Here is a 23,085-nt window from a genome sequence, read left to right on the forward strand (position 1 = left end):
AATGATTTACCATTTACCATTTACCATTCACCACTTACCATTAATACGCCGTTTACCATAAAATACAGAACATGAAAAATCTAGCCCTATTAATATTCGCCTCCTTTTTCCTCTCTTGCACCAGCAAAGAGGAAATCCTACAACAACAATATTCTGTGGAAGGAATGGCCTTGTATCAAACACATTGTGAAAATTGCCACCAGGCAGATGGAGCAGGATTAAGGAATTTATATCCTTCTATTCAAAAGACCCAACTAAGTCCAGAGGCATTAGCTTGCCTGATGAAATATGGTAAAAAAGGGAATGGATATATGCCTGCGAATGCCAAATTACAAGCATTGGATGTAGCTGAATTAGTAACCTACATGCGAGAGAAGTGGGGAAATAAAAAGCAAGTTTTTCCGACGGATAGCGCTAAAATGGCTTTGCAGAATTGTCGTTAATTAGTGGGTAAGCCATCCACTTGTACGACCGAATTACGTACTTTTCGAAGGGAATAACTGGAGAAATCTTGGGCCGCATCTAGGCCTACCCCATTCACTAATTCGGTTCTTGTTCGTAATTGAACTGCTTTATCTGTAAATATTCGTTTTTCTACGGGAAGCCAATTGAATTCATCCGTTTTCATGATCTCCCCTTTTTCGATGTTGTGAATCACCACATGACCGATCAGTTTGTAGGTATTTTTTTGGCGATAAAAATGAGCTGAATCACCACGTACTTCGGAGCTTATTTTACCCGTCTTATCATAAAACCAAAGTTTCATTTCTTTCGGATAAATACGATCTTCAGAGGCCAACGTAAGTTGAGTTTCTGTCACCATGCGAACGACTTTGCGCGCAGAATCAGAATAAATCATGTCGATGCCGTGCAACTCTGATTTGGGGCCTGTGTAAACAGCCTTCGAATCGTCTGCTTTTTCTCGACAAGAAAAGAAAAGACTAATAATAGAGAGCAAAAAGAGAAGGCTCGAATTGCGCATGCGAGAAAATTAGTTGATTTTCTGCTTTTGGAACCACAAATCACTAAACGTCAAACCAAGAGTCAAGCGATGGTATTGTTCTTCCATCCCATTGTCCGTGATTAGTCCACGACGACCCACTTGATACGCAATATTCAACAAGGAAAGATTGCGCAACGGTAAGGCAACACCGAAGCTCAGGTTCTTATCGACCGCATAACTACCATTACCTAAAAAATCGTAAGGTGTCTTCTCATAGGAAGCACCTACACGGTAAGTCGTACGCTTAAAATAATTTGAAATCGACTCAATATCAGGCGTATACTCACCGCCTACCGCTACTTTATGAGATGCGGGTAGTGTGGCAGATCTACCTAAATTATTATTCACTTTAGACCAATCAGTATAGGTATAATCGACACCGACCATCCATTTAGCTAACTTTTCAAAACTTAATCCAAAACGCTTAGCCACAGGAATCTGCTGGGTAAATGCAGCTGATTTCTCTAAGGTATCCGCATTAATGACGGTAATACCTGATAAATCCATAGTTGCAAATCGCTTCACTTGATTCGCATTCAGAGTAGAATTCAAATCTAGCGTGGCACCCATATTTAAAAATAAGTCATTTTTCAAGTTAGCGCGGTATGCAAATCCTGCCTTGAATTGGAAATCAGAATAGGACGTTAAGTCTTCTAATTGCACCTTGTAATATTGGCCATCTGACATGTTTTGGGTAGCTACATTTCGGTTCACTTGTCCGAATAAATAATCCATTTGCAAGCCTAGATACAACTCTTTTGAAATACGAACGCCGTTCGAAATAGTCACCTTACTCACACCACCGCTTCCTTTATAGGAATAAATTAAGCTGTCAACTCCAAGTAAATTAAGGCGACGATACGATCTCGTTTCATACTCAACAGCAGAATGTGGGCGAATACCCACAGACATCGTCCAGCGATTCGAAATCGGTAAAGTTAAGTTCAACGATTGGTAATTACCTCCAAAAACCTTTTGTTGCTGACGGTAATCTTGTAATGTCTTGTATTCCGTATTAACTCCAACCTCTAAATTTGTATAGCGGTTTCTGGCCAAAAGGGCTGGATTAACCGTATTGGTATAGATACCATTCGAGTTCGAAACCCCGATTCCACCCATCATCATCTGAGTCACGTTATCCCCCGTTTGAATTTCACCCATACCTAAATAGGAATAGGGAGAATTCAGAATAGTTTGTGCCCAAACCATCGGAGATATCGACAATAAGAATACGAGGAATAGAGAACGAGACGTTTTCGAAAGAAGGGAAGGCTTATACAAAGAAATGAAATTCATAAATTTAAAATCGTCCCTTTTGGGAATACTAGTGTGTAAAGGTCGTAATTTTATTTCACATTCGACTAAGTTATTAGCTATATTTGAGGTCAAAATACTGGATAAAAATGATCAAAGAATTAAAAAATGGAATCTATTGGGACAATTCAGCTTGGGATTTACTCCTTTTCGGCGGAATTATTGTCATCGGGTTTATCTTAAGACGCTTTTTCTCCAATTCGTTTTCTAAAATTGTATTTCGATTTATTCCAGAAGAATCCATTTCCATTCAAGATTGTGTTCAACTGATTAGAAAACCATTTGAATTACTCATATTCTGGATTTTCTTATTTTTTGCTGTCCAAAACCTGCACGTTCCAACTGCCTGGCACATGGAGCCGATTGATCATTTTGGGCTACTGTACATCATCGAAAAATTATTCGAAACAGCGGTTATTTTCACCATCACCTGGGTCATTGTTCGATTAATGAAAGTGGTCATTCTCGTCGCACAGGAAAAATGGAATGGTGCTGATCAAAAATCCAAACAACAATTCATTCCCTTCTTGAACGACCTATCCATGGTCTTTATTATTACAGCGGCTGGATTTGTTTTTTTAGGACGCGTTTTTGAAGTTGATGTCGTAGCACTCATCACGGGTCTTGGAATTGGAGGTTTAGCTTTAGCCTTAGCCGCTCGCGAGACCTTAGAAAACCTTTTTGCCTCGTTCACCATTTTCCTAGACTTACCCTTCGTGGTAGGCGATAATATCCAAATAGGATCCATCAGCGGCGACATCGAAAAGATTGGATTTAGAAGCACTCGAATTCGAGGTGCAGACGGTAATTTAATTTTAGTTCCCAATCGCTTGCTCACTTCACAATCGCTAGAAAACATGAGTGAACGCGATTATAGACGCGCGAAATACACCATTCAGTGTGAATTGAATACGAAACCTGCTCAAATCGAAGCAGCTATTTCAGCTATTGAAAGCTTCATATTAGAAGAACCACTTTGCAAGAAAAAAGCACCGAAGGTTATTTTTGAAGGATTTGGGGCCTATTCTATCGACATATCAGTCACCTATTTCGTCCAAACAAAAGACTTCGCTAAATTCCAGGCTACTAAACAATCCATCAATTTAGGGATTTTGAAGGCGCTGGAGAAGGAGAAGATTGTGATGGCGAGGTCGTAGCTTTGCTACGACAGTAGTCAGTGGTCAGTGGTCAGTCGAGGAGAGTATAGAGTAGAGAATAAAGAATAAAGAATAAAGAATAAAGAATAAAGCACAAAGAATAAAGCACAAAGAATAAATTTGGTATCCCCTGCGGGGATGAATACAGGAGATGTTTCCTTCGGACTCCTTTCCTTCGGACTTATTCACATTTCATATGATAATTAAAAAAGGGAACCTCGGTTCCCTTTTTTAATGCCTACTTTATTCTTTGTGCTTTATTCTTTATTCTTTATACTTAAAATATCAACCAACGAGTTCACGAAGATCCTCATCATGAATCATCTTACGCTCATCCGCCATCAACAAGAAGCGAGTGTAAATCTTATCCAATTCTGGTTTCTCGAAATCAAAGCCTAATAAAGTTAAGCGGTGACGTAAAGCGGCACGACCCGAACGAGAGGTTAATAAGATTGCTGAAGAGGATACACCTACGTCCTCAGGGTTCATGATTTCATAGTTTTGGGCATGCTTTAAGAAACCATCTTGGTGAATACCAGAGGAGTGAGCGAATGCATTTGCACCTACGACAGCTTTATTAGGCTGTACATGCATCCCCATTAAGTTCGATACCAAGGTACTGGTCGGGTATAAATATTTGGGATTAATACCCGTCGTAAATCCTAAATCTTTGTGAACGTTTAGAATCATGGCTACTTCTTCCAAAGAGGTATTTCCAGCACGCTCTCCAATACCATTAATCGTTACCTCCACCTGACGAGCACCGGCCTGAATACCTGCAATCGTGTTCGCCGTCGCTAAACCTAAATCATTGTGGTTGTGCATGGAAATGGTCGCCTGGTGAATGTTGTCCACATTTTCGTACAAATATTTGATACGATCGTGCATCACGTGAGGCAATAAATATCCGGTAGTATCTGGAAGGTTAACAACAGTTGCACCTGCCTTAATTACTTCGCGGGTTAATTCAGCTAAGAAAGCTAAGTCTGCACGACCCGCATCTTCAGCAAAGAACTCGACGTCTTCCACAAAGGATTTGGCATATTTAACTGCCCAAACGCCACGCTCTATAATTTCCTCGCGAGTTGAATTAAATTTATGTTTGATGTGAACATCGGATGAACCGATTCCGGTATGAATACGAGGCTTGCGAGCTGTTTTTAAAGCAGCTACGGCTGCATCGATATCTTCTTTTTTAGCGCGAGTTAAAGCACAAACTGTGGGCTCTTTTACGGCATCACAAATGGCTTGAACAGAGGCGAAATCACCCGGAGAGGAGATCGGAAAACCCGCTTCAATAATGTCTACCCCTAACAACTCGAGTTGTTTCGCTACTTCTACTTTTTCCTCGCGGTTTAATTGACAGCCAGGAACTTGTTCTCCGTCGCGTAAGGTGGTATCAAAAATTTGAATGCGGTTACTCATCTTGTAGGTGTTTTATTTCGGTGTGAAATTACAAGAATTCCGTGTTGGAAACAAGGAGATAAGAGAGTATAGAGTAGAGAGTATAGATTATTAATCTTTGGAATAACAATATTAAAATAAATAAACTATATAAAATCTATAATTAAACTAATTGTAAGATTATTAATCCAAAATGCAAAACACTGGCAGAATATAAAATTTTGTATTTTTTTAAGAGGACGCCAGTAATTTAATCTCTGGAAAGCGTTTTGGATCGAAATTTCCGCCGGAGATAACACAAACCACTGTCTTACCCTTGATTTCGTCGGCCATCTGGGCGAGCCCAGCGACACTTAAAGCTCCTGCGGGCTCGACTATCATACTCTTGAGGGCGTAAAGGTCTAACATGGTTTGGCATAAATCCTTCTTCGAAACCGTTAACATGCGCGAAAGACCTTGCTGGCAAATAGAAAAGGTTTTCAAACCTACCTGCTTCACGGATGCACCGTCCACAAATCGATCAATTTCCGGAAGGACAAGCACCTCAGACGCCGCTAAACTCTGTTGCATAGAAGGCGCACCCGCTGGCTCCACCCCAATCAATGAGGTCGACGAGGGCAAAACCAAGGCCGCCCCAGCAGCCAAGCCTCCTCCTCCTATCGCCACAAAAAGAAAGTCAGGAACCTGAGCCGCTAAAATCTCCAGCGTAACCGTCGCTTGCCCCGCAATAATATCAAAATCATCAAAGGGAGGAATGTAAATGGCCCCATTGGTTTCGCAAAACTTTCGTGAAGCAGCAAAGGCCTCATCGTAGGTCTCCCCTACTAAATAGATGCGCACCTTTTCTTTACCGAAAAACCGAACAGCCTCCACCTTTTGTAAGGGAGTCGACTTTGGCATAAAAATATGAGCTTGAATATCGAGCAAAGCACAAGCAAGGGCAACACCCTGCGCATGGTTTCCAGCAGAAGCGGCCACTACCCCTTTCGATCTGAGCTCGAGAGGTATATTCGAAATTTTGTGGTAGGCACCCCTGATTTTATAGGAGCGAACGACCTGCAAATCTTCGCGCTTTAAATAGATTTTTGCCCCATAGCGCGCAGAAAGAGAGGCCGAGTATTCTAAAGGAGTCTCTGAAATCACCCCCTTTAGCTGCTCCGCTACCTGTTTTATTTCTGTGACGCTTGGAACGTGTTTTAGTTTGTTGAATTCCATGCGCCCCAAAATTAACAAAAAAAGGGTAGACACCTGAAGCATCTACCCTTTTTCAATCTATTAGCGAAAACTAGTTGTTTTCAGGACGTAAGCTACGTACCGCTGCACCAGCTCTCCACATTTCCATGTCAGCAATTTCTTTCAATTCAGCATCTAATTTCACACGGTAATCCGGTTGTGAATTCAATGTGATTGAACGTTCTGCTTCTGCTTGAGTTTTCACTGAGTTGTATAATTTCTCAAATACAGGCTTAGAAGCATCACGGAATGGCTTCCACCAATCCAATGCACCACGTTGCGCCGTAGTAGAGCAGTTTGCATACATCCAGTCCATACCATTTTCAGCTACCAATGGCATTAACGATTGTGTTAATTCTTCAACTGTTTCGTTGAATGCTTCTGATGGTGAGTGACCGTTCTCGCGTAATACTTCGTATTGTGCCGCGAAAATACCTTGAATAGCTCCCATTAAAGTTCCACGCTCACCCGTTAAGTCAGACGTTACTTCTTTGTAGAAATCTGTTTCAAATAAATAACCTGATCCTACACCGATCGCCATAGCGATACATTTCTCACGCGCTTTTCCTGTAGCATCTTGGTAAACTGCGAACGAAGAGTTCAAACCTTTACCTGCTACGAATAAACGACGTAATGAAGTACCTGAACCTTTAGGTGCAGCTAAGAATACGTCCACATCTGCTGGAGGAACGATACCTGTTTTTTCTTTGTAGGTGATACCGAATCCGTGAGAGAAATAAAGTGACTTTCCAGCCGTTAAATATTTCTTCACTGTAGGCCATAACTCGATTTGAGCGGCATCAGAAAGTAAGTAACAGATGATTGTTCCTTTTTCCAAAGCTTCTTCGATTTCAAATAAAGTTACACCTGGAACCCAACCGTCAGCGACAGCTTTGTCATAAGTTTTTCCTTTACGTTGACCTACGATTACATTCAGACCATTGTCTTTCATGTTTAACGCTTGTCCAGGACCTTGAACTCCATATCCGATCACAGCGATCGTTTGATCAGCTAATACTTGTCTAGCTTTCTCTAATGGAAACTCTTCTCTTGTTACGATGTCTTCAACAACTCCACCGAAATTAATCTTTGCCATTTTTTTGTTATTTAATTTATATTCTTTTTTCGATTATACGATTTCCCAATTGCCTTCTTCCGGCAAGAATTCTACTAAGCCTTTCTCCGTTTTACCTACGGCAACACGACCTGACTTAACGTACTCTAAAATTTCCCATTTCTTCAAATAGGTATAAAACTCTTGAATTTCTTCTTCTGAGCCATTCTTTTCTACGACTACATAATCTAGGCCAAAGTGCACAATCTTCGCATTCCAATCTAAATTAATCGTCTTCACATCCACTGGAACGCCGCCTAGAGGTGTCGCAATTTTAAATAGACCGATTTCGTTAAATACGATTTCGTCATCTAGGTATCCAAACACCGCGAGAACGTCTGTTACTTTACGGATTTGGCGAACTAATTTTTCTACGAATTCCCGATTTTCGTGTTTAATCACAATCGTGAAACGAGATACGCCTTTGCGCTCTGTCTCTGAAACCGTCAAACTTTCAATATTTACTCTTCTTCGAGTAAAAATGATCGTGATTCGATTCAGTAAACCGACCGTATTCATCGTAAAAACCGAGATGGTATAATTTGTCAACATAATTATTCTAGCCTCACACTTGTTACACAGCCACCCGCAGGTACCATGGGGAATACATTTTCCTCTTTTTCACAAATGATTTCTAACAGATAAGGCTTATCTGAATTCAATAAAGTATCTAATGAATCGCTCAAATTAGCTCGATCTGAAACGGTATGCCCAGCAATGCCGAAGCCCTTAGCGATCGTTATAAAGTCAGGATTCTGCAATTCAACGAATGAATAACGGTTATCAAAGAACAATTGCTGCCACTGGCGAACCATGCCTAAAAAGTTGTTATTCAAGATAATGATTTTGACTGGCAAACCGCTTTGGGCGATGGTACCTAGTTCTTGTAAAGTCATCTGGAAACCACCGTCACCGATAATGGCTACTACTTCGCGTTCTGGTACCGCCACTTTCGCGCCAAAAGCCGCAGGAAGGGCAAAGCCCATCGTTCCCGCGCCACCAGAGGTAACGATCGAATTACGCTTTTTGAAACGGTAATAGCGATTAGTAATCATTTGGTGTTGCCCTACGTCTGTTACGACTACGGCCTCCCCTTTTGTTTTATCAGATAAGAGATTTACTGCCTCACCCATCTTGATCTTATCCCCTTCGTGGAACAAGTCTTTCTTCGTGATTTTCTCGTATTCTTCGTCGTCGTATTTCTTAAATTCTGCTCTCCACTCTTTGTGATCAGCCTTGTTCACTAAGGGCAATAGAGCCTTTAATGCAGCCTTCGCATCACCCACCACCGGTGCGTCTGCTTTCACGTTTTTATCTATCTCACTTGGATCAATCTCGATGTGAACCACTTTCGCTTGTTTCGCATAGGTGCTTAAATCACCCGTAATTCGGTCATCGAAACGCATCCCGATCGCGATCAATACGTCACACGAGTTAGTCAATACGTTCGCACCATAATTTCCGTGCATGCCCGGCCAGCCTACATAGGAAGGATGATCTGCATCCATCGAAGACATCCCTAACAAGGTGGTTGCTACTGGAATACCCGTCTTGTCTACGAAATCGTTTAATTCTTTCTCCGCGCCAGAAATGATAATACCATGTCCAGCTAAGATATACGGGCGTTTTGCCCCGTTAATTAATTTCGCTGCGGCCTCCACGTGTTCTGCCTTCGGCTCCACGCGTGGTTTGTAAGAAATAATCGAGGTACAAGGCTTGTATTCAAAAGGCACAGTCATCAAATCTGTTTGAGCTGTACGTGTAATATCAATTAAAACAGGACCAGGACGACCAGTTTCTGCGATGTAGAAGGCTTTCGCCATGATCTCTGGGATCTCATTTGCATCTAAAACTTGGTAATTCCATTTCGTCACCGGCATAGAAATACCGATTAGATCACATTCTTGAAAGGCGTCAGTACCTAGAAGATTTCCTTTTACTTGGCCTACAATACACACCAAAGGAGTTGAATCAAGCATCGCATCTGCGATAGGCGTAATCAAGTTCGTCGCACCAGGACCCGATGTTACCATGCAAACACCTGCTTTATTCAGCATACGAGCATAACCTTGAGCCGCATGACCAGCTCCTTGTTCGTGGCGAACTAAGATGTGTTTTAGGCGATCTTGGTAATCGTATAGCGCATCATACGTGGGCATAATCGCACCACCAGGATAGCCAAAAATTGTATCCACCCCCTGCTCTACCAATGATTGCATGATAGCTTGGGCGCCTGACAAAAATTTCTTTTTATCGGCTTGATTAGCTGCTTCGGTTTGAGTTTGGGTTTGTCCCATGGTTAACGTGTATTCAAAAATTTTGTCTCAACGCAATAGAAAGCCCAATTTAAGCCTTCTGGATAGATAAAAAAATAATTTTCTTATAAATCCGTAACGCAACCCTGACTCGCAGAGGAAACGTTTTTAATATATTTACGTAGAACGCCTTGCTTAAACGGAGACTCAATTGGCTTCCAATTCTTCTTGCGTTCTGCTAATTCGTCGTCCGATACGTGCAATACTAAGGTATTATTCACCGCATCAATCGTGATTTTATCACCGTCTTTCACTAGACCAATCGGTCCGCCTTCTTGTGCTTCTGGAGTCACGTGACCCACTACGAATCCGTGTGTTCCTCCTGAGAAACGACCATCAGTGATCATCGCCACGGAGTTTCCTAAGCCAGCACCAATCACGGCCGAAGTTGGTTTTAACATTTCTGGCATACCAGGGCCTCCTTTAGGTCCTTCATTTCTGATCACGATAACGTGACCCGGTTTGATTTCGCCTTTAGAGATGTATTCGATTACCTCTTCCTCGCGCTCACATACTTTGGCAATACCCTCAAAACGTTCGCCTTCCTTACCCGTAATCTTAGCCACAGCACCACCAGGAGCTAAATTACCATAGATAATTTGCAAGTGACCCGTCGGTTTTAACGGCTGCGTGATAGGGAAAATGATTTTTTGTGTGTCAAAATTCAAGTCCGGAGCCTCCGCTAGGTTCTCCGCCATTGTTTTGCCAGTTACCGTTAAGCAATCGCCGTGCAACAAGCCCACACGTAGTAAATACTTCAAAATCGCCGGCATTCCACCGATCGCTAACACATCTTCCATGTAGTATTTACCACTTGGTTTCAAGTCAGCGATTAAAGGAGTACGATCCGAAATAGCTTGAATATCTTTTAACGTAAAGTCGATTCCAGCCGCGTGCGCAATCGCTAAATAGTGTAACACGGCATTTGTCGAACCACCCAAGGCCATCACCACGGTCATCGCATTTTCGAATGCTTTGCGCGTCATGATGTCACGAGTACAGATGTTTTTCTCTAATAAAACTTTCATCGCCGCGCCAATCGCTAAGCACTCCTCTTTCTTTCCTTCGTGTGTCGCTGGATAAGTCGATGAATTAGGTAGCACTAAGCCCATCGCTTCCATCGATGAAGCCATCGTATTCGCTGTGTACATACCGCCGCAAGCACCTGCTCCTGGGATCGAATTGCGAATAACGCCTTCATAATCCTCGTCAGAGATGGTTCCTGCATATTTTTTTCCCAAAGCTTCGAACGCCGAAACGATGTCTAATTTTTCTCCTTTGTATGATCCGCTGCGAATCGTTCCGCCGTACACTAACATACCTGGACGATTCAAACGAGCCATGGCCATCATAGCGCCTGGCATATTCTTATCACAACCTACAACCGCGATTACACCATCATACCATTGTGCCCCTACCACGTTTTCGATTGAATCCGCAATGATATCACGTGATGGTAATGAATAGCTCATCCCGTCATTTCCATTCGTCATTCCATCGGAAACCCCGATCGTATGGAAGATCAAACCGACCATTCCGTTCTCTTGGATCCCTTTTTTTACGTGGACAGAAAGTCCATTCAAGTGCATATTACAGGTATTACCTTCATAACCAGTACTTGCGATACCGATTTGAGCTTTGTTCATATCCTCGCTAGTTAAGCCGATACCGTAAAGCATCGCTTTCGCAGCAGGGTTAGATACTTCCTGAGTTAATGTCCGTGAATACTTATTTAATGACATAGGGTTTAAGAAATTTTTTCAAACAACAAATATACACAATTGGATTTGTAGGCAGGTTAATTATGCCAAAGAATCTTTGGCAATTATAGAAAAAGCAAAATTAATTATTTGTTTTCTCCTACCTGCTGTCTCCACATCGCAAAATACAATCCTTTGCTCGCCACTAAATCGTCGTGCGAGCCCTCCTCAACTATCTGTCCTTTCTCTAACACATAGATTCTTGTCGCATGCATCACGGTCGATAAACGGTGCGCGATCAAGATCGTAAGGTGCTCCGTATCAACGGATAAAGAACGAATCGTTTCGGAAATTTCTTCTTCGGTCAAGGAATCTAAAGCAGACGTCGCCTCATCGAAAACCAATAAGTTCGGATCGCGTAACAAAGCGCGCGCAATACTTAATCGTTGCTTCTCTCCACCCGACACTTTTACGCCACCTTCTCCGATCAAGGAATCAAGACCTTTGTCGGCTCTGGCTAGAAGGCTTTGGCAAGCGGCCTTTTCTAACACCTCCATGCACTGAGCATCCGTCGCATTCGGATTCACGAATAACAAGTTCTCGCGAATCGATCCGGAGAACAATTGCGTGTCTTGCGTCACGAAACCGATTTTTTTGCGCAATTGATCGAAATCGATCGCATCACTCGGCTCGCCATTATAATATACTTGACCCTTTTTAGGACGGTACAGACCCACTAATAATTTAACTAAGGTCGACTTTCCAGCACCCGAAGGTCCTACAAAAGCAATGGTCTCGCCTCCTTTAACGGAGAACGTGATTCCATTCAAAGCCTCGGTCGTTGCAGACTGGTGTTTGAAAGAAACCTGATCGAATTTCAATTCCTGAATCGATGAAATTGCTTTCGGATTCGTCGGCTTCTTCTCCGAAGGAATACTTAATACCTGCTCAAAATTCTGTAGGGAAACCTCCGCCTCGCGGTAGGTATTCACCACATTTCCAATCTCTTGCAATGGGTTGAATAAGAAGAAGGAGTAGATATTCAACGAATAGAACTGACCGATCGTAATCTTGCCTTCATAAATCAGGTAGATCAAAACGACCACCATTAACATACGCAATAAGTTTACGCAGGTTCCTTGAACGAAGGCCATGGAACGCACGTAGCGCACTTTCTTCAATTCTAATTTCAAGATTTTCTCTGTCGTCGCATTCAGGTGAGCGATTTCTTGTTCCGCTAATCCTAAAGATTTCACTAACTCGATATTGCGCAACGATTCCGTCGTAGAACCAGCAAGGCCTGTCGATTCTTTCACGATTTCAATTTGAATCGTTTTAATCTTCTTACTTAAAACGGACGAAACGTAGCCGATTAGGGGGCCGGTGATTAAGAACAACGGCATCACCATCCAATGCACCGAAAAGGCATAGACCGAGATGAAGATCAAGGCGATGATGGATTGGAATAAAATATTGATTCCTAAGGTGATTAGCTTTTCGACATCTGTGCGGACTTTTTGGAGTTTACCTAGGGTCTCGCCGGATCTTTGGTCCTCAAAGGTTTCGTAAGGCAGCTCTAAGGAGTGACGAATGCCATCTGAATAGAGGTTTGCCCCTACTTTTTGGGTTACCGTATTAATGAAATAATCCTGAAAATTTTTCGCCACCCGACTTACAAAAGCTACGCCCACGGACGCTAAGGCTAAAGGCCAAATCGCCGCAACGAATTGGTCCATCGTGTGGGTATCCGAGCGATAGACCGCCGCGACATCGTCAATGATCTTCCGGAAAATATAGGGATCCATTAACGAGAAGATCTGATTCGTGGCTGCCAGGGCTAATGCCCCCACCACGCGCCAGCGGTACACACTCAAATAATTCAGTAATAATTTCATGTTTGTTGTTTAAAATCGTGTCAACGCCATCTCCGAGATGGTTTTTCCAATCGCTAAAGAAGAGGTCGCTGCCGGACTAGGTGCATTTAATACATTGATCACTTTCGCGTCTTCTACGATTGAGAAATCGTCTAATAATCCGCCATCGCGATCGCAAGCCTGTGCTCTCACACCTGCTCCTCCCTCGACTAAATCGGTGATTTGAATATCCGGAATTAATACTTGCAAGGCTTTCGTAAATGCCTCTTTCGAGAAGCTGCGGTACATTTCGCCTAAACCAGTTTCCCAGTATTTCATCGCTACTTTTTGGAAGCCAGGCCAGGTTAAGGTGTCCCAAAGTTCCTTCGCATCAATCCCTAATTTCTTATATCCCTCTTTCTTGAATGCCAAAACCGCATTAGGTCCCGCCTCTACGCCACCTTTCATCATGCGGGTAAAGTGTACGCCTAGGAAAGGGAAATTCGGATCTGGTACCGGATAAATCAGGTTCTTGACTAGGTATTCTTTGTCTTTTCTTAATTTGAAATATTCGCCGCGAAATGGTACAATGCGCACATCCAATGGCTCTTTTTGAGTCATCTGCGCTACTTTATCGGAATATAGACCCGCACAGTTGATCACTAATTTTGCCTCGTATACTGACTTCGTTGTTTCAACGATCGAGAAGGTCAAGCCTTTCTTGATGTCGATTACTTTTTCGCCTAGGTGCATTTCGCAACCCTTAATTTGCGTTCCTACCGCTAATTTTGCGGCCACTGCTCGGTAATCTACGATTCCCGTTTGTGGAACAAACATCCCCTCTACCCCCGTCACATGTGGTTCGTATTCCTGCATTTCTGCAAGACTCAATTTTTTCAATCCATCTAGGCCATTTTGTTGACCTCTTTGGTATAAAGTCTCTAATTGTGCCTTTTGCTCGTGCGTAGAAGCAACGACGATTTTACCCGTTAATTCAAACGGAATATTCTCCTGGGTACAATAATCAATTAATTGGTGGTAGCCCTCGATGCAGTTTTTGGCCTTTAACGAACCCGGCTTATAATACAATCCAGAGTGGATAACGCCGGAATTATTACCTGTTTGGTGCATCGAAACCATGTTTTCTTTCTCAAACAAAGCGATGTGTAGATCAGGTCGCGCCTCTAACAAACGATGCGCTGTTGCGAGGCCCACGATGCCGCCGCCTACGATGATTACGTCTAATGCCATAAAATGAAATTTGAACAACAAATATACGTCGAATCGATGGTAAAAAGAATTATTCGTAGCTTTGAAGAATGAATCCACGGATCGAACGTCTGTATCAGATTGCCAAAGCCCCGACGCGCACCATTTTAGGTTTGATGTCGGGAACGTCATTGGACGGATTGGACTTAGCACTGGTTCGTTTCACGGGTTTTGGGCTGGACACGTCTTATGAGATTTTGCATTACGACACCCGCCCCTATCCAGCAGATTTTAAAGAGTCGATTCGTTCGGTTTTTGCCAAAGAGACCATTCATTTCCCCACCCTTTCTACGCTCAACGCCCAAATTGGACGTTTGCACGCTTCCCTAATTTTAGAAGTTTTAGCGACTTGGGGTGTGGATCCATCCGAAGTAGACGCGATTGCCTCCCACGGCCAAACCGTCATGCACCGCCCCGACAGAACCGGCAAACTCCCACACTCGACCTTTCAAATAGGCGACGGCGATCACATCGCCCAGCTAACTGGCATCATCACCCTCTCCGACTTCCGCCAAAAACACATCGCGGCAGGTGGCGAAGGTGCACCTTTAGCCATGTTTGGCGACTATTTCTTGTTTTCTAAGAAAGGCTATCATCGCATTTTATTAAATATAGGCGGCATCGGAAACTTCACTTATTTGCCTGCCTCGGGAGATCCTGCTGGTATCTTAGTGACAGACACCGGTCCCGGAAATACCTTAATTGACGCAGCCGTCCGCCGCTATTTCAATAAAGCATATGACGAAGATGGTGCCATCGCCCGCTCCGGAAAAATCGATACAGGCATTTTAGCCGAACTCATGAGCCTGAGCTTTTTCAAGGATTCATTCCCTAAAAGTACGGGGCCAGAATATTTTAATTTAGACATCGTCCGCGGCTCTATTAGCCCCGCTGATTTAATCGCAACCTTAACAGAATTCACCGCCCAAAGCATCGCCCTCGCCATGAAAACCTACATTCTATCTTCTGTGGAGGGTACCGTTTACGTAAGTGGTGGTGGTAGCAAAAATCCGGTGATCATGGCACGACTAGCCGAGCTTCTTCCCTTCCGCGTTTGTGAAAGTGATGAGTTAGGTATGCCCTCGGCTGCGAAAGAGGCTGTATTGTTTGCATTGCTGGCGAATGAGACCTTGGCGGATTCACCTGGAGCGGAGAGGTTGGGGGATTCGCCGTGGGTAAATTTTGGAAAAATTTCTTTATAAAAATCTCCGATTTTTATAAAATGGTGAATGGTAAGTGGTGAATGATGAATGAATTTAAATGGTGAATGGTAAGTGGTAAATGATGAATGAAATCCTCCGGACTCATTTCCTCAGGACTATCGACTAGTGACTAGCGACTGACCACTGACTACCGGCTACTGATTACCGAATACTGATTACTAAGCCGCGCATCGGCGACTCATTGACTAAGCCATGAAATGGCGACTTTTAAGCTGCGAAGCAGCGACTAACGAGCCACAGCGTGGCGAGATTTATGAAATACAAATTTACCGATTCCATCCTGTTCGAGGATGCTGATTTTATTGTGATTAACAAGCCCTCTGGCATTTCGACGCTGGATGAGCGGAAGGATGATTTGGCGCCGGCAATCTTGCGATTAGCGAAGGAATATTCGTCGGATGCGCAGGTGGGTCACCGTTTAGACAAGGAGACTTCCGGGGCTTTAGTGATTGCCAAAAACCCAGAGGCCTATCGCCACATTTCTATGCAATTCGAGCATCGTGAGACGGCGAAGCGCTACCATGCGGTCGTGGAGGGAATGCAGGATTGGGATGGCTTTTTAGTGAATTTACCCATCCTTCCATTGAAAGATGGAAAGGTCGTGATTGATCGTGCCAAAGGAAAACACGCCGAAACCTGGTTCCGCACATTGAAGGTATTCCGTGGCTATACTTTGGTCGAATGTATGCCTATAACTGGACGTATGCACCAAATCCGGATTCACCTCACCTGTCTAAAAGCACCGATCGTTTCGGATGTGATGTATGGCGGGCCCGAGATTTACCTGTCTGATTTAAAGCGTAATTTCCACCTGAAAAAGGACACCGAAGAGCTTCCTGTGATGCGCCGCGTTGCACTCCATGCCCATAGTTTGTCCTTCAATCTGATGAATGGCGACCCCATTACCGTCGAGGCACCGTATCCAAAAGATTTCCATGTGCTGGTCAAGACTTTGGAGAAGTATTCGTAATTTTACAGCCCTGGCTCCGTAGTTCAATGGATAGAATGTAGGTTTCCGGTACCTAAGATGAAGGTTCGATTCCTTCCGGGGCTACTCCATTAAAAAAGGACATTTCGAAAGAGGTGTCCTTTTTTTAATTTAAAAACGGCTGTGGATGCACCTCTTCGTGCCCCGTATGATCCTGATAAAATTGTGCAATTCGCAACAAAGTCCCTTCATCGTATAATTTTCCTACGAATGAAATTCCGGTTGGTAAACCACTTTTCGCATCCAATCCCGTAGGTACGCAAACGACCGGATGGCCTGTCAAATTCGTGATGGCCGATTGATTTCCGCCTCCGCGTGATGGGCAAATAATGGCATCGAATTGCGAAATGACCTTGTTCACTTCTTGCATTAACAGGTAGCGATGGCGTTGTGCATTAATGTATTCGACGGCTGGCACGAAACGAGCGGTTCTGAATTGATTAGGCCAGTCGTATTTGGTTTGGCGAGTCAGTTGATCATCGATGTTTTTACGTGTCATCTCATCGAATTGCGCGGCACATTCAGCACCGATGACAACGTCCATGATGTTTACTTTGTACACTTTCTCATCTGGAAATTCTACCGGAATTAATTCCACGCCTTGTTTGCGCAGATCCGCTAACACCTTCCATTCGCTGCGGGTGGTGTCTTTAATTTTGTCAAAATAATTCTTCGCATAGCCGATCTTCATTCCTTTAATAGGACGATTCGCTTGGTAATTAAAGGGCATATTTACAGCTGCCAAATCCTTGCCATCCGTTCCGTGCAGATAGTTAAATACGATGGCGGCGTCATTAGCCGAACGGCAAATCGGACCTACTTTGTCCAAGGAATAACTCAAAGCCATCGCCCCTGAGCGCGAAATGCTACCAAAGGTAGGACGCAAACCCGTCGCTCCACAAGTGGTGGAAGGAGAAACGATACTACCCCAGGTCTCCGTACCAATCGCGAATGGAACTAAACCAGCGACCGTAGCGGATGCAGAACCTGCCGAAGAACCGGACGATCCGTAATTCAAGTTCCAGGGGTTTTTCGTTCTGCCGCCATACCAATAATCGCCCATAGCTAGGGCACCTAGTGTGAATTTAGCCACCAAAACAGCCCCCGATTCCTTCAATTTCGAGTATACATACGCATCTTCGTCGATGGTCTGATCCTTGTATGGAGCCGCCCCCCAGGTCGTCTTCGTGCCTTTCACCGCAAATAAATCCTTCAATCCATAGGGAATTCCATGCAATAAACCCCGGTATTTCCCTGCCGCTATTTCCTGATCCGCTTGACGCGCTTGGGCTAGAGCCAGATCCTCTTGAAGACTGATAACACATTGCAAAGTCTCGCCGTGTTTTTTGATTCGCTCAATGAAAAATTGTGTCAATTCGACTGAAGTGATTTGCTTTGTATTTAGTAGATAAGCGAGTTGATCTATGGAGTAAAAAGCTAGCTCATTCCGGTTTTTCGGCAGCGTGGCTTTAACCGCAGGCCATACAACCGGACGCTGCGTTTGATCGAATTTCATGCCCGGAAGTTTTGGGTTTTGCCAAAGACTCAAAGGCACATTGTTGTTTAACGATAGCGCGTGCATCGCCTTGTAATTTGCTAGATTATCCACCACATCCGAATACAGGGTATCTAATTCCTGGGTCGTAAATTGTAGATCGAAAAGGGCAGCCGCACCGGAAAGATCCGATTTTGTTTGCGCGGAAACAGACATAGCGAACAGCAAAAGAAAGGCGATTTTTTTCATGTTTAGTGAATAAGAAGTTTTTTACGCTGAGTGTTAACTTGAATGAAATAAAGCCCTTTGGGTAGATTTTGAGTGGATATGGTCGTGGAATTTACTCCTTTTATCTGAGGTAAATTCTTCTGAAATACTTCCCTTCCCATGGCGTCCATGCATTTTAAACTGGTCTCACCGGCTTCAAAAGCTTCCCAGTCTACTTTCACCATTTCCCTTGCCGGGTTCGGATAAACCTGAAGAGCAATGGACTCCGACTCTACGCCTAATATGTTAAAATCAGGTACAGACCAGGGCACTAAACCAAGGTCAGTCGTATTCCAAGAAACATTGGTTAAGAGGTGAAATTCGCCAGGCAATAGATTCATTTTTGCCTCCGCATTTTTCACTTCAAAAGACTTTCCACTGAAATAATCATACCAAAGTCCAGTCGTCGGGAAACTAGCCGATACCGCCTGAGAAGTAATATCTGGATTCGCAATCAGCAAGACATATTCGGATCCTTTCGTGATTAAATTTCGCTTGACCGCCCCAATCGCTCCCACAGTAAAATCAGTGGTAGTAAAAATCGCTTTCGAAGATTTCAAAGCCCCTAATTGCTGGTAGACTTTTAATAATTTAGCCCGTTCTGAATCTTGCTGATAGGTCCATTTTAATGGTTTAGTACCTGTGCGACCATTTTCATTAATGGAAACATCGTAGCCTAATTCCCCAAACTGCCAGATCATTTTAGGCCCAGGTATCGTAAAGAAAGTGGCTGCTGCCATTTTCATCCTCTCCAATCTTTCCTGTGCGGTGAAGACTTTCTTACCTGCATTCGCCAGTTCTACCATCAAGCGCTCCTCATCATGGGACTCGATGTAATTCAGCACGCTTGGATTCGTGAATCCTCGCATTTTATACGAGGCTTGACTGAAATCTTGCGTATAGCCTTGCGCGATGCGCGTCATATCGAATTTCGAATTTCCCCACAACATCATCCCGTAATTACCTAATTCATTCTCCTCATTATTTGCCGCAAAATGCTCTAGAATCACATAAGCAGACGCGTCATACGAACGAATTTTATCATAGATCCTCTTCCAAATCTTCACGCGAGAAGCATCATATTGCCCCCACAGATCGACATTTGAACCGGACGGGGTTTGGGTAAAACCTTTGGACAAATCAAAACGATAACCGTCTATCTTGTATTCCTGAAGCCAAAACTTCGTCACCACATCCACTAGCCACTGCGTGTGCGCGCTCTCGTGATTAAAATCAAAGAAAACGCTGTACGGGTGCGTCGCGGAAGGATTAAAAAACGGACTTGTCGCTACAGGTTTCGAACCATCCCAATACATCTTCACGTAGGGATTTTCATAATCCGCTTGGTTTAAAACGATGTCCATAATGACCGCCATTCCATTTTCATGGCATTTGTCGATCAAATACTTCAAATCATTTTTCGTCCCATAGGCCTTATCCGGCGCCGTGTAAAATATGGGATTATAACCCCAGGAATCATTCCCAGAGAACTCCGCCACCGGCATTAGTTCAATCGCATTAATCCCTAATTTCTTCAAATACCCGAGCGAATCCGCCACCGTTTTGTAGCGTCGATCCGCTACAAAATCACGAATCAACAATTCATATACCTGCAAATTCGAAGAAGCAGGACGTGTAAAATTAGTCGTCTTCCATACGTAAGGAGTTGCCCCCGATTCGAACACGGACACGATTCCTTTGGCACCCGTCGGATAGGTTTTAAGCGAAGGATACGTCGTCGCAGAAATGTAGGTATCATTCGAAGGATCTAGAATTTTTTCTGTCAAAGGATCGGCCACCGCTAATTTCCCATCTACCCAAAACTGATAAGCCACCTCTTTCCCAGGCACCTGAGGGCCCAAATCCACCCAATAACGCAAACCATCTGCAGTCCTTTTCATCAGATAAGCCGGTAAAGCCGCCCAATTAGAAAACTCACCAATCGCATAAACGAAGGAAGTCGAAGGCGCATAAAAACACAAGATCACGCGATCACCCACGTAGTTTACTCCGTCCTTAATTCCAGCCGGTAAAGCCTCCGTAACCACCGCGGGTTTTGTCAGAATTCTCACCGAGTCTTTCAAGGTAATCGAACCCGACGTCCCTTCCAAAATCAAGGTATGTAGCTTGCCCTTTTCCGCACCTAAAGTGTAAGTATAATTAATAGAATCAGAAGAGCTCACGGTCGATAAAACCGTCCCCCCCGTTTTCAAACTAATCGAAGAAGTCGCGGAAAATTTAGCACGAACTGAAACCGAGGTTCCAGCGTCTGCTAAAGTAAAAGACTCCGTCGGAGCTAACCATTTCAAGGCATAGGAACCCGCATAGAGTTTCAAAATAAAATCCTCCGTCTGTGCCTTCCCATCTCCACTTTTTAGTAAAAGACCTAGCTTAACTATCGGATTTCCAGCCGGAACGTTAAAATAGGTTCTTGGTGTTAGTTTGATTGACCACTTATCGTTTCCTAAAGAGGTCATCTTTCCTTTTTCGAAAGGAGCGCTGAAATTAGTTTGACCCGCTGGCTGGTATTTGAAGGCGTCACCCGCATCCGCATCACCGGCGCCAGACCATAAGAATACATCGGATGTTTTGCCTAAAAGACCAGAAGCCCGCGAATCTTTCGCGAGCTTCAAATCAAAAATTAAGGTAATCTCTTTATCTCCGGTAGGAAAAATCTCCTCGGTGCTTACTTGAGCGAGGGCAGAAAAAGAGAAAAATAATAAAACTAAATACCTCATCGGATTTCAAAAATTTGTGCTGATTTAGCAGGCACGTTTAAGGTCTTTCCAAAAACCACATCAGTCGATTCCATCACATTATGTGCCTTCGCACCAGCCGGTAAAATCTCCTCATAGTGGCTCAAATCAATGTTGCGGGCGTCCGCATTTTTATTCAACACCACCATCACTTTTTGTGCAGAAGTATAGCGGAAATACACATACACGCCATTGCCTTCACCAGAATTCTCTGGACCAAAATGCAACAACTTACCTTTATGAATCGCCTCGGCACCTTTTCTCCAGCTCAAAATCTTCTTGAAGAAATCCTGCATCGCTTTTTCATCCGCCGTCATATTCGCCCCTGTGAAGGCATTTTTGCCATCGCCAGCCCAGCCACCTGGGAAATCGCCACGAATCTCGCCGTGCTCAGACGACTTTGGATTTGACATTAAAATTTCGGTTCCGTAAAACACTTGCGGAATTCCACGTGTCGTGAAAATATAAGTCATCGCCATCTTCAATAAGGCCTGATCGTGTTTCACTTGTGTGTAAATACGAGACATATCGTGATTATCCCCAAACACCACCAAATTATCCGGATTCGCATATACCAAATCATTCGAAATAGTACTGTATATTTTGTTCAAGCCTTTGCCCCATTCCTTATCGTTTTCGTTCATCGCCTCAGAAATCGCGTTCTGCAATGGGAAGTCCATTAATGCCGGCAAAGAAGATTTATAGCCATCGCGGTTCACTTTTCCGCGCTGCCAGTAAGAGGTAATAATCGGGTTAGATGACCATTCCTCGCCTACCATATTTAAATTAGGGTATTCATTCAAAACAGCATCTGACCACATCGTCGCAAATTCCTTCGTCGAATACGGGTAAGTATCAATACGTAAACCTCCTAAATGCGCATATTCAATCCACCAAATTGTGTTTTGGATGATGTATTGTTGCATGAAAGGATTCTTCTGATTTAAGTCTGGCATGGCTGGAACGAACCAACCTTCTGTCTGCAATTTCGCATCGTATTTAGACACGTGTGGATCCTGAACCGTTTCTCGGCGGTGTGTCGTTGACGTGAATTTCCCACCAAAATTTATCCAATCCTTGAATGGCATATCTTCCATCCACCAGTGACCACTTCCACAGTGATTCAAGATAATATCTTTGATCAAATACATCCCATTCGCCTGAGTCTTCATTCCCAGTTCCCGGTAGTCTTCATTCGTTCCAAAACGACGGTCGATCTTATAGTGATCCGTAATTCCGTATCCATGGTAGCTTTCAAGTGTTTGGTCATTCTCCACCTCCGGCATATTCCAAATAGCCGTAAAACCCATGTTTTTAATGTAGTCCAAATGATCTAAAATCCCTCGTAAATCACCCCCATGGCGATCATACAAGGCACCTCTGTTCAAGGACATATCACGCATTCCGGCAACTTTATCATTTGCTGGATTGCCATTCGCAAAGCGATCAGGTGTAATTAAATAGATCACATCCTTCGTCGAATACGAAGGACGATTTGCCGAACCTTTTGCTCTTGCCTCTAATGAATAATTGATAGTTTGAACCACCTTACCATTCTTCTTAATGATTAAAGGATAGGTTCCAGCTTGCGCGTTAGGTGCCACCACTAAATCGACGAATAAGTAATTAGGGCTATCACCGTTCGTTACTTTCTTCACGGTTAAACCAGCTTTTGTTGAGCTAACCGTACCGCCTTGTAGGTCTTTGGCTTTAATTAATAATTGTAAATTCGGGTTCTTCATTCCCACCCACCAATTCAGGGGCTCTACGCGAAGATCTTGAGAAATTAAGGAGAATGAGGCACAAAATAATAGGCCTAGAAAAAGGACTTTTTTCATAAAATGATTTTAATGTAAATGATTGAGGGGCTGTCAGACAGCTTTCACGAAAATAGTCAAAAATAGCGAATCAGCGGAGCCTTCCCGGAAGAATCCTATTATAACCACAAACCGGTAAGTAAAATATGCCCGATTAATTTGGTAATACACCTCAAA

17 protein-coding genes and 1 tRNA gene are annotated in these 23,085 nt (G+C 43.5%); 5 read left to right on the plus strand and 13 right to left on the minus strand.

From position 1 onward, the window contains the following. Positions 1–71: 71 nt before the first annotated feature. Positions 72–443 carry a c-type cytochrome gene (locus V7S74_RS04365; RefSeq protein WP_406777541.1) on the plus strand — a complete coding sequence of 124 codons (372 nt, stop codon included), beginning with the start codon at positions 72–74 and terminating at the stop codon, positions 441–443. Here the strand turns inward: V7S74_RS04365 and lptC are convergent. Together lptC and V7S74_RS04375 are read right to left on the minus strand one after the other, a co-directional pair. Next, a complete protein-coding gene (gene lptC / locus V7S74_RS04370) occupies positions 440–982 on the minus strand; it encodes an LPS export ABC transporter periplasmic protein LptC (RefSeq protein ID WP_406777542.1) in 543 nt (180 codons plus the stop codon). The two genes, V7S74_RS04365 and lptC, sit on opposite strands and share 4 nt — an antisense overlap. 9 nt (positions 983–991) lie before the next feature. Next, positions 992–2,299, minus strand: coding sequence for a hypothetical protein (locus V7S74_RS04375; RefSeq protein WP_406777543.1), 1,308 nt, complete (start codon positions 2,297–2,299; stop codon positions 992–994). A 107-nt stretch (positions 2,300–2,406) separates the two neighbouring features. Between V7S74_RS04375 and V7S74_RS04380 the strand changes: the two genes are divergently transcribed. Next, positions 2,407–3,474 (plus strand): mechanosensitive ion channel family protein, encoded by a 1,068-nt coding sequence (locus tag V7S74_RS04380; RefSeq protein ID WP_406777544.1) that lies wholly within the window; start codon positions 2,407–2,409, stop codon positions 3,472–3,474. Between the two features lie 285 nt (positions 3,475–3,759). Here the strand turns inward: V7S74_RS04380 and V7S74_RS04385 are convergent, their stop codons facing one another. From V7S74_RS04385 to lhgO, 8 genes are all read right to left on the minus strand, one after another. Next, entirely contained in the window at positions 3,760–4,899 is a 1,140-nt protein-coding gene (locus tag V7S74_RS04385) for a 2-isopropylmalate synthase (RefSeq protein WP_406777545.1), read from the minus strand. A 210-nt stretch (positions 4,900–5,109) separates the two neighbouring features. Then, entirely contained in the window at positions 5,110–6,093 is a 984-nt protein-coding gene (locus V7S74_RS04390) for a pyridoxal-phosphate dependent enzyme (protein WP_406777546.1), read from the minus strand. A gap of 70 nt (positions 6,094–6,163) precedes the next feature. Further along, the gene (ilvC, locus tag V7S74_RS04395; protein ID WP_406777547.1) at positions 6,164–7,207 is read right to left on the minus strand and encodes a ketol-acid reductoisomerase; all 1,044 of its coding nucleotides are present in this window, start codon (positions 7,205–7,207) and stop codon (positions 6,164–6,166) included. 33 nt (positions 7,208–7,240) lie between these two features. Further along, the gene (gene ilvN / locus V7S74_RS04400) at positions 7,241–7,774 is read right to left on the minus strand and encodes an acetolactate synthase small subunit (RefSeq protein WP_406777701.1); all 534 of its coding nucleotides are present in this window, start codon (positions 7,772–7,774) and stop codon (positions 7,241–7,243) included. Between the two features lie 5 nt (positions 7,775–7,779). Then, entirely contained in the window at positions 7,780–9,522 is a 1,743-nt protein-coding gene (ilvB, locus tag V7S74_RS04405) for a biosynthetic-type acetolactate synthase large subunit (protein ID WP_406777548.1), read from the minus strand. Between the two features lie 83 nt (positions 9,523–9,605). Then, positions 9,606–11,282: a dihydroxy-acid dehydratase gene (ilvD, locus tag V7S74_RS04410; RefSeq protein ID WP_406777549.1), complete on the minus strand. Its 1,677-nt coding sequence runs from the start codon at positions 11,280–11,282 to the stop codon at positions 9,606–9,608. 104 nt (positions 11,283–11,386) lie between these two features. Further along, on the minus strand, positions 11,387–13,135 hold the full coding sequence (locus V7S74_RS04415; protein ID WP_406777550.1) for an ABC transporter ATP-binding protein: 1,749 nt from the start codon (positions 13,133–13,135) through the stop codon (positions 11,387–11,389). Between the two features lie 9 nt (positions 13,136–13,144). Next, entirely contained in the window at positions 13,145–14,344 is a 1,200-nt protein-coding gene (gene lhgO / locus V7S74_RS04420) for an L-2-hydroxyglutarate oxidase (protein WP_406777551.1), read from the minus strand. A 68-nt stretch (positions 14,345–14,412) separates the two neighbouring features. Here lhgO and V7S74_RS04425 point away from each other — a divergent pair, with 68 nt between their 5' ends. From V7S74_RS04425 to V7S74_RS04435, 3 genes are all read left to right on the plus strand, one after another. After that, positions 14,413–15,564, plus strand: a complete 1,152-nt coding sequence (locus V7S74_RS04425) for an anhydro-N-acetylmuramic acid kinase (RefSeq protein ID WP_406777552.1) — start codon at positions 14,413–14,415, stop codon at positions 15,562–15,564. 274 nt (positions 15,565–15,838) lie between these two features. Further along, positions 15,839–16,555, plus strand: coding sequence for an RluA family pseudouridine synthase (locus V7S74_RS04430; RefSeq protein ID WP_406777553.1), 717 nt, complete (start codon positions 15,839–15,841; stop codon positions 16,553–16,555). A gap of 12 nt (positions 16,556–16,567) precedes the next feature. Beyond that, a tRNA-Arg gene (locus V7S74_RS04435) sits at positions 16,568–16,639 on the plus strand. 40 nt (positions 16,640–16,679) lie between these two features. On the opposite strand, the gene V7S74_RS04440 is transcribed toward V7S74_RS04435, so the two are convergent. The 3 genes from V7S74_RS04440 to V7S74_RS04450 are packed head-to-tail and all read right to left on the minus strand — an operon-like array spanning position 16,680 to position 22,929. Further along, positions 16,680–18,317, minus strand: coding sequence for an amidase (locus V7S74_RS04440; RefSeq protein WP_406777554.1), 1,638 nt, complete (start codon positions 18,315–18,317; stop codon positions 16,680–16,682). A gap of 2 nt (positions 18,318–18,319) precedes the next feature. Further along, positions 18,320–21,073, minus strand: a complete 2,754-nt coding sequence (locus V7S74_RS04445) for an alpha-amylase family glycosyl hydrolase (protein WP_406777555.1) — start codon at positions 21,071–21,073, stop codon at positions 18,320–18,322. Continuing rightward, positions 21,070–22,929 (minus strand): glycoside hydrolase family 13 protein, encoded by a 1,860-nt coding sequence (locus tag V7S74_RS04450; protein ID WP_406777556.1) that lies wholly within the window; start codon positions 22,927–22,929, stop codon positions 21,070–21,072. Before V7S74_RS04450 ends, V7S74_RS04445 begins: the two co-directional genes overlap by 4 nt. Positions 22,930–23,085: the final 156 nt, after the last annotated feature.

It is taken from the genome of Aquirufa novilacunae (genome assembly GCF_045310505.1).
In the GTDB taxonomy this organism is placed as follows: domain Bacteria; phylum Bacteroidota; class Bacteroidia; order Cytophagales; family Spirosomataceae; genus Aquirufa; species Aquirufa novilacunae.

Bases quoted from the DNA above. Each gene is read 5' to 3' on its own strand.
- V7S74_RS04365 (WP_406777541.1), top strand. From the start codon at position 72: ATGAAAAATCTAGCCCTATTAATATTCGCCTCCTTTTTCCTCTCTTGC.
- lptC (WP_406777542.1), bottom strand. From the start codon at position 982: ATGCGCAATTCGAGCCTTCTCTTTTTGCTCTCTATTATTAGTCTTTTC.
- V7S74_RS04375 (WP_406777543.1), bottom strand. From the start codon at position 2,299: ATGAATTTCATTTCTTTGTATAAGCCTTCCCTTCTTTCGAAAACGTCT.
- V7S74_RS04380 (WP_406777544.1), top strand. From the start codon at position 2,407: ATGATCAAAGAATTAAAAAATGGAATCTATTGGGACAATTCAGCTTGG.
- V7S74_RS04385 (WP_406777545.1), bottom strand. From the start codon at position 4,899: ATGAGTAACCGCATTCAAATTTTTGATACCACCTTACGCGACGGAGAA.
- V7S74_RS04390 (WP_406777546.1), bottom strand. From the start codon at position 6,093: ATGGAATTCAACAAACTAAAACACGTTCCAAGCGTCACAGAAATAAAA.
- ilvC (WP_406777547.1), bottom strand. From the start codon at position 7,207: ATGGCAAAGATTAATTTCGGTGGAGTTGTTGAAGACATCGTAACAAGA.
- ilvB (WP_406777548.1), bottom strand. From the start codon at position 9,522: ATGGGACAAACCCAAACTCAAACCGAAGCAGCTAATCAAGCCGATAAA.
- ilvD (WP_406777549.1), bottom strand. From the start codon at position 11,282: ATGTCATTAAATAAGTATTCACGGACATTAACTCAGGAAGTATCTAAC.
- V7S74_RS04415 (WP_406777550.1), bottom strand. From the start codon at position 13,135: ATGAAATTATTACTGAATTATTTGAGTGTGTACCGCTGGCGCGTGGTG.
- lhgO (WP_406777551.1), bottom strand. From the start codon at position 14,344: ATGGCATTAGACGTAATCATCGTAGGCGGCGGCATCGTGGGCCTCGCA.
- V7S74_RS04425 (WP_406777552.1), top strand. From the start codon at position 14,413: ATGAATCCACGGATCGAACGTCTGTATCAGATTGCCAAAGCCCCGACG.
- V7S74_RS04430 (WP_406777553.1), top strand. From the start codon at position 15,839: ATGAAATACAAATTTACCGATTCCATCCTGTTCGAGGATGCTGATTTT.
- V7S74_RS04440 (WP_406777554.1), bottom strand. From the start codon at position 18,317: ATGAAAAAAATCGCCTTTCTTTTGCTGTTCGCTATGTCTGTTTCCGCG.
- V7S74_RS04445 (WP_406777555.1), bottom strand. From the start codon at position 21,073: ATGAGGTATTTAGTTTTATTATTTTTCTCTTTTTCTGCCCTCGCTCAA.
- V7S74_RS04450 (WP_406777556.1), bottom strand. From the start codon at position 22,929: ATGAAAAAAGTCCTTTTTCTAGGCCTATTATTTTGTGCCTCATTCTCC.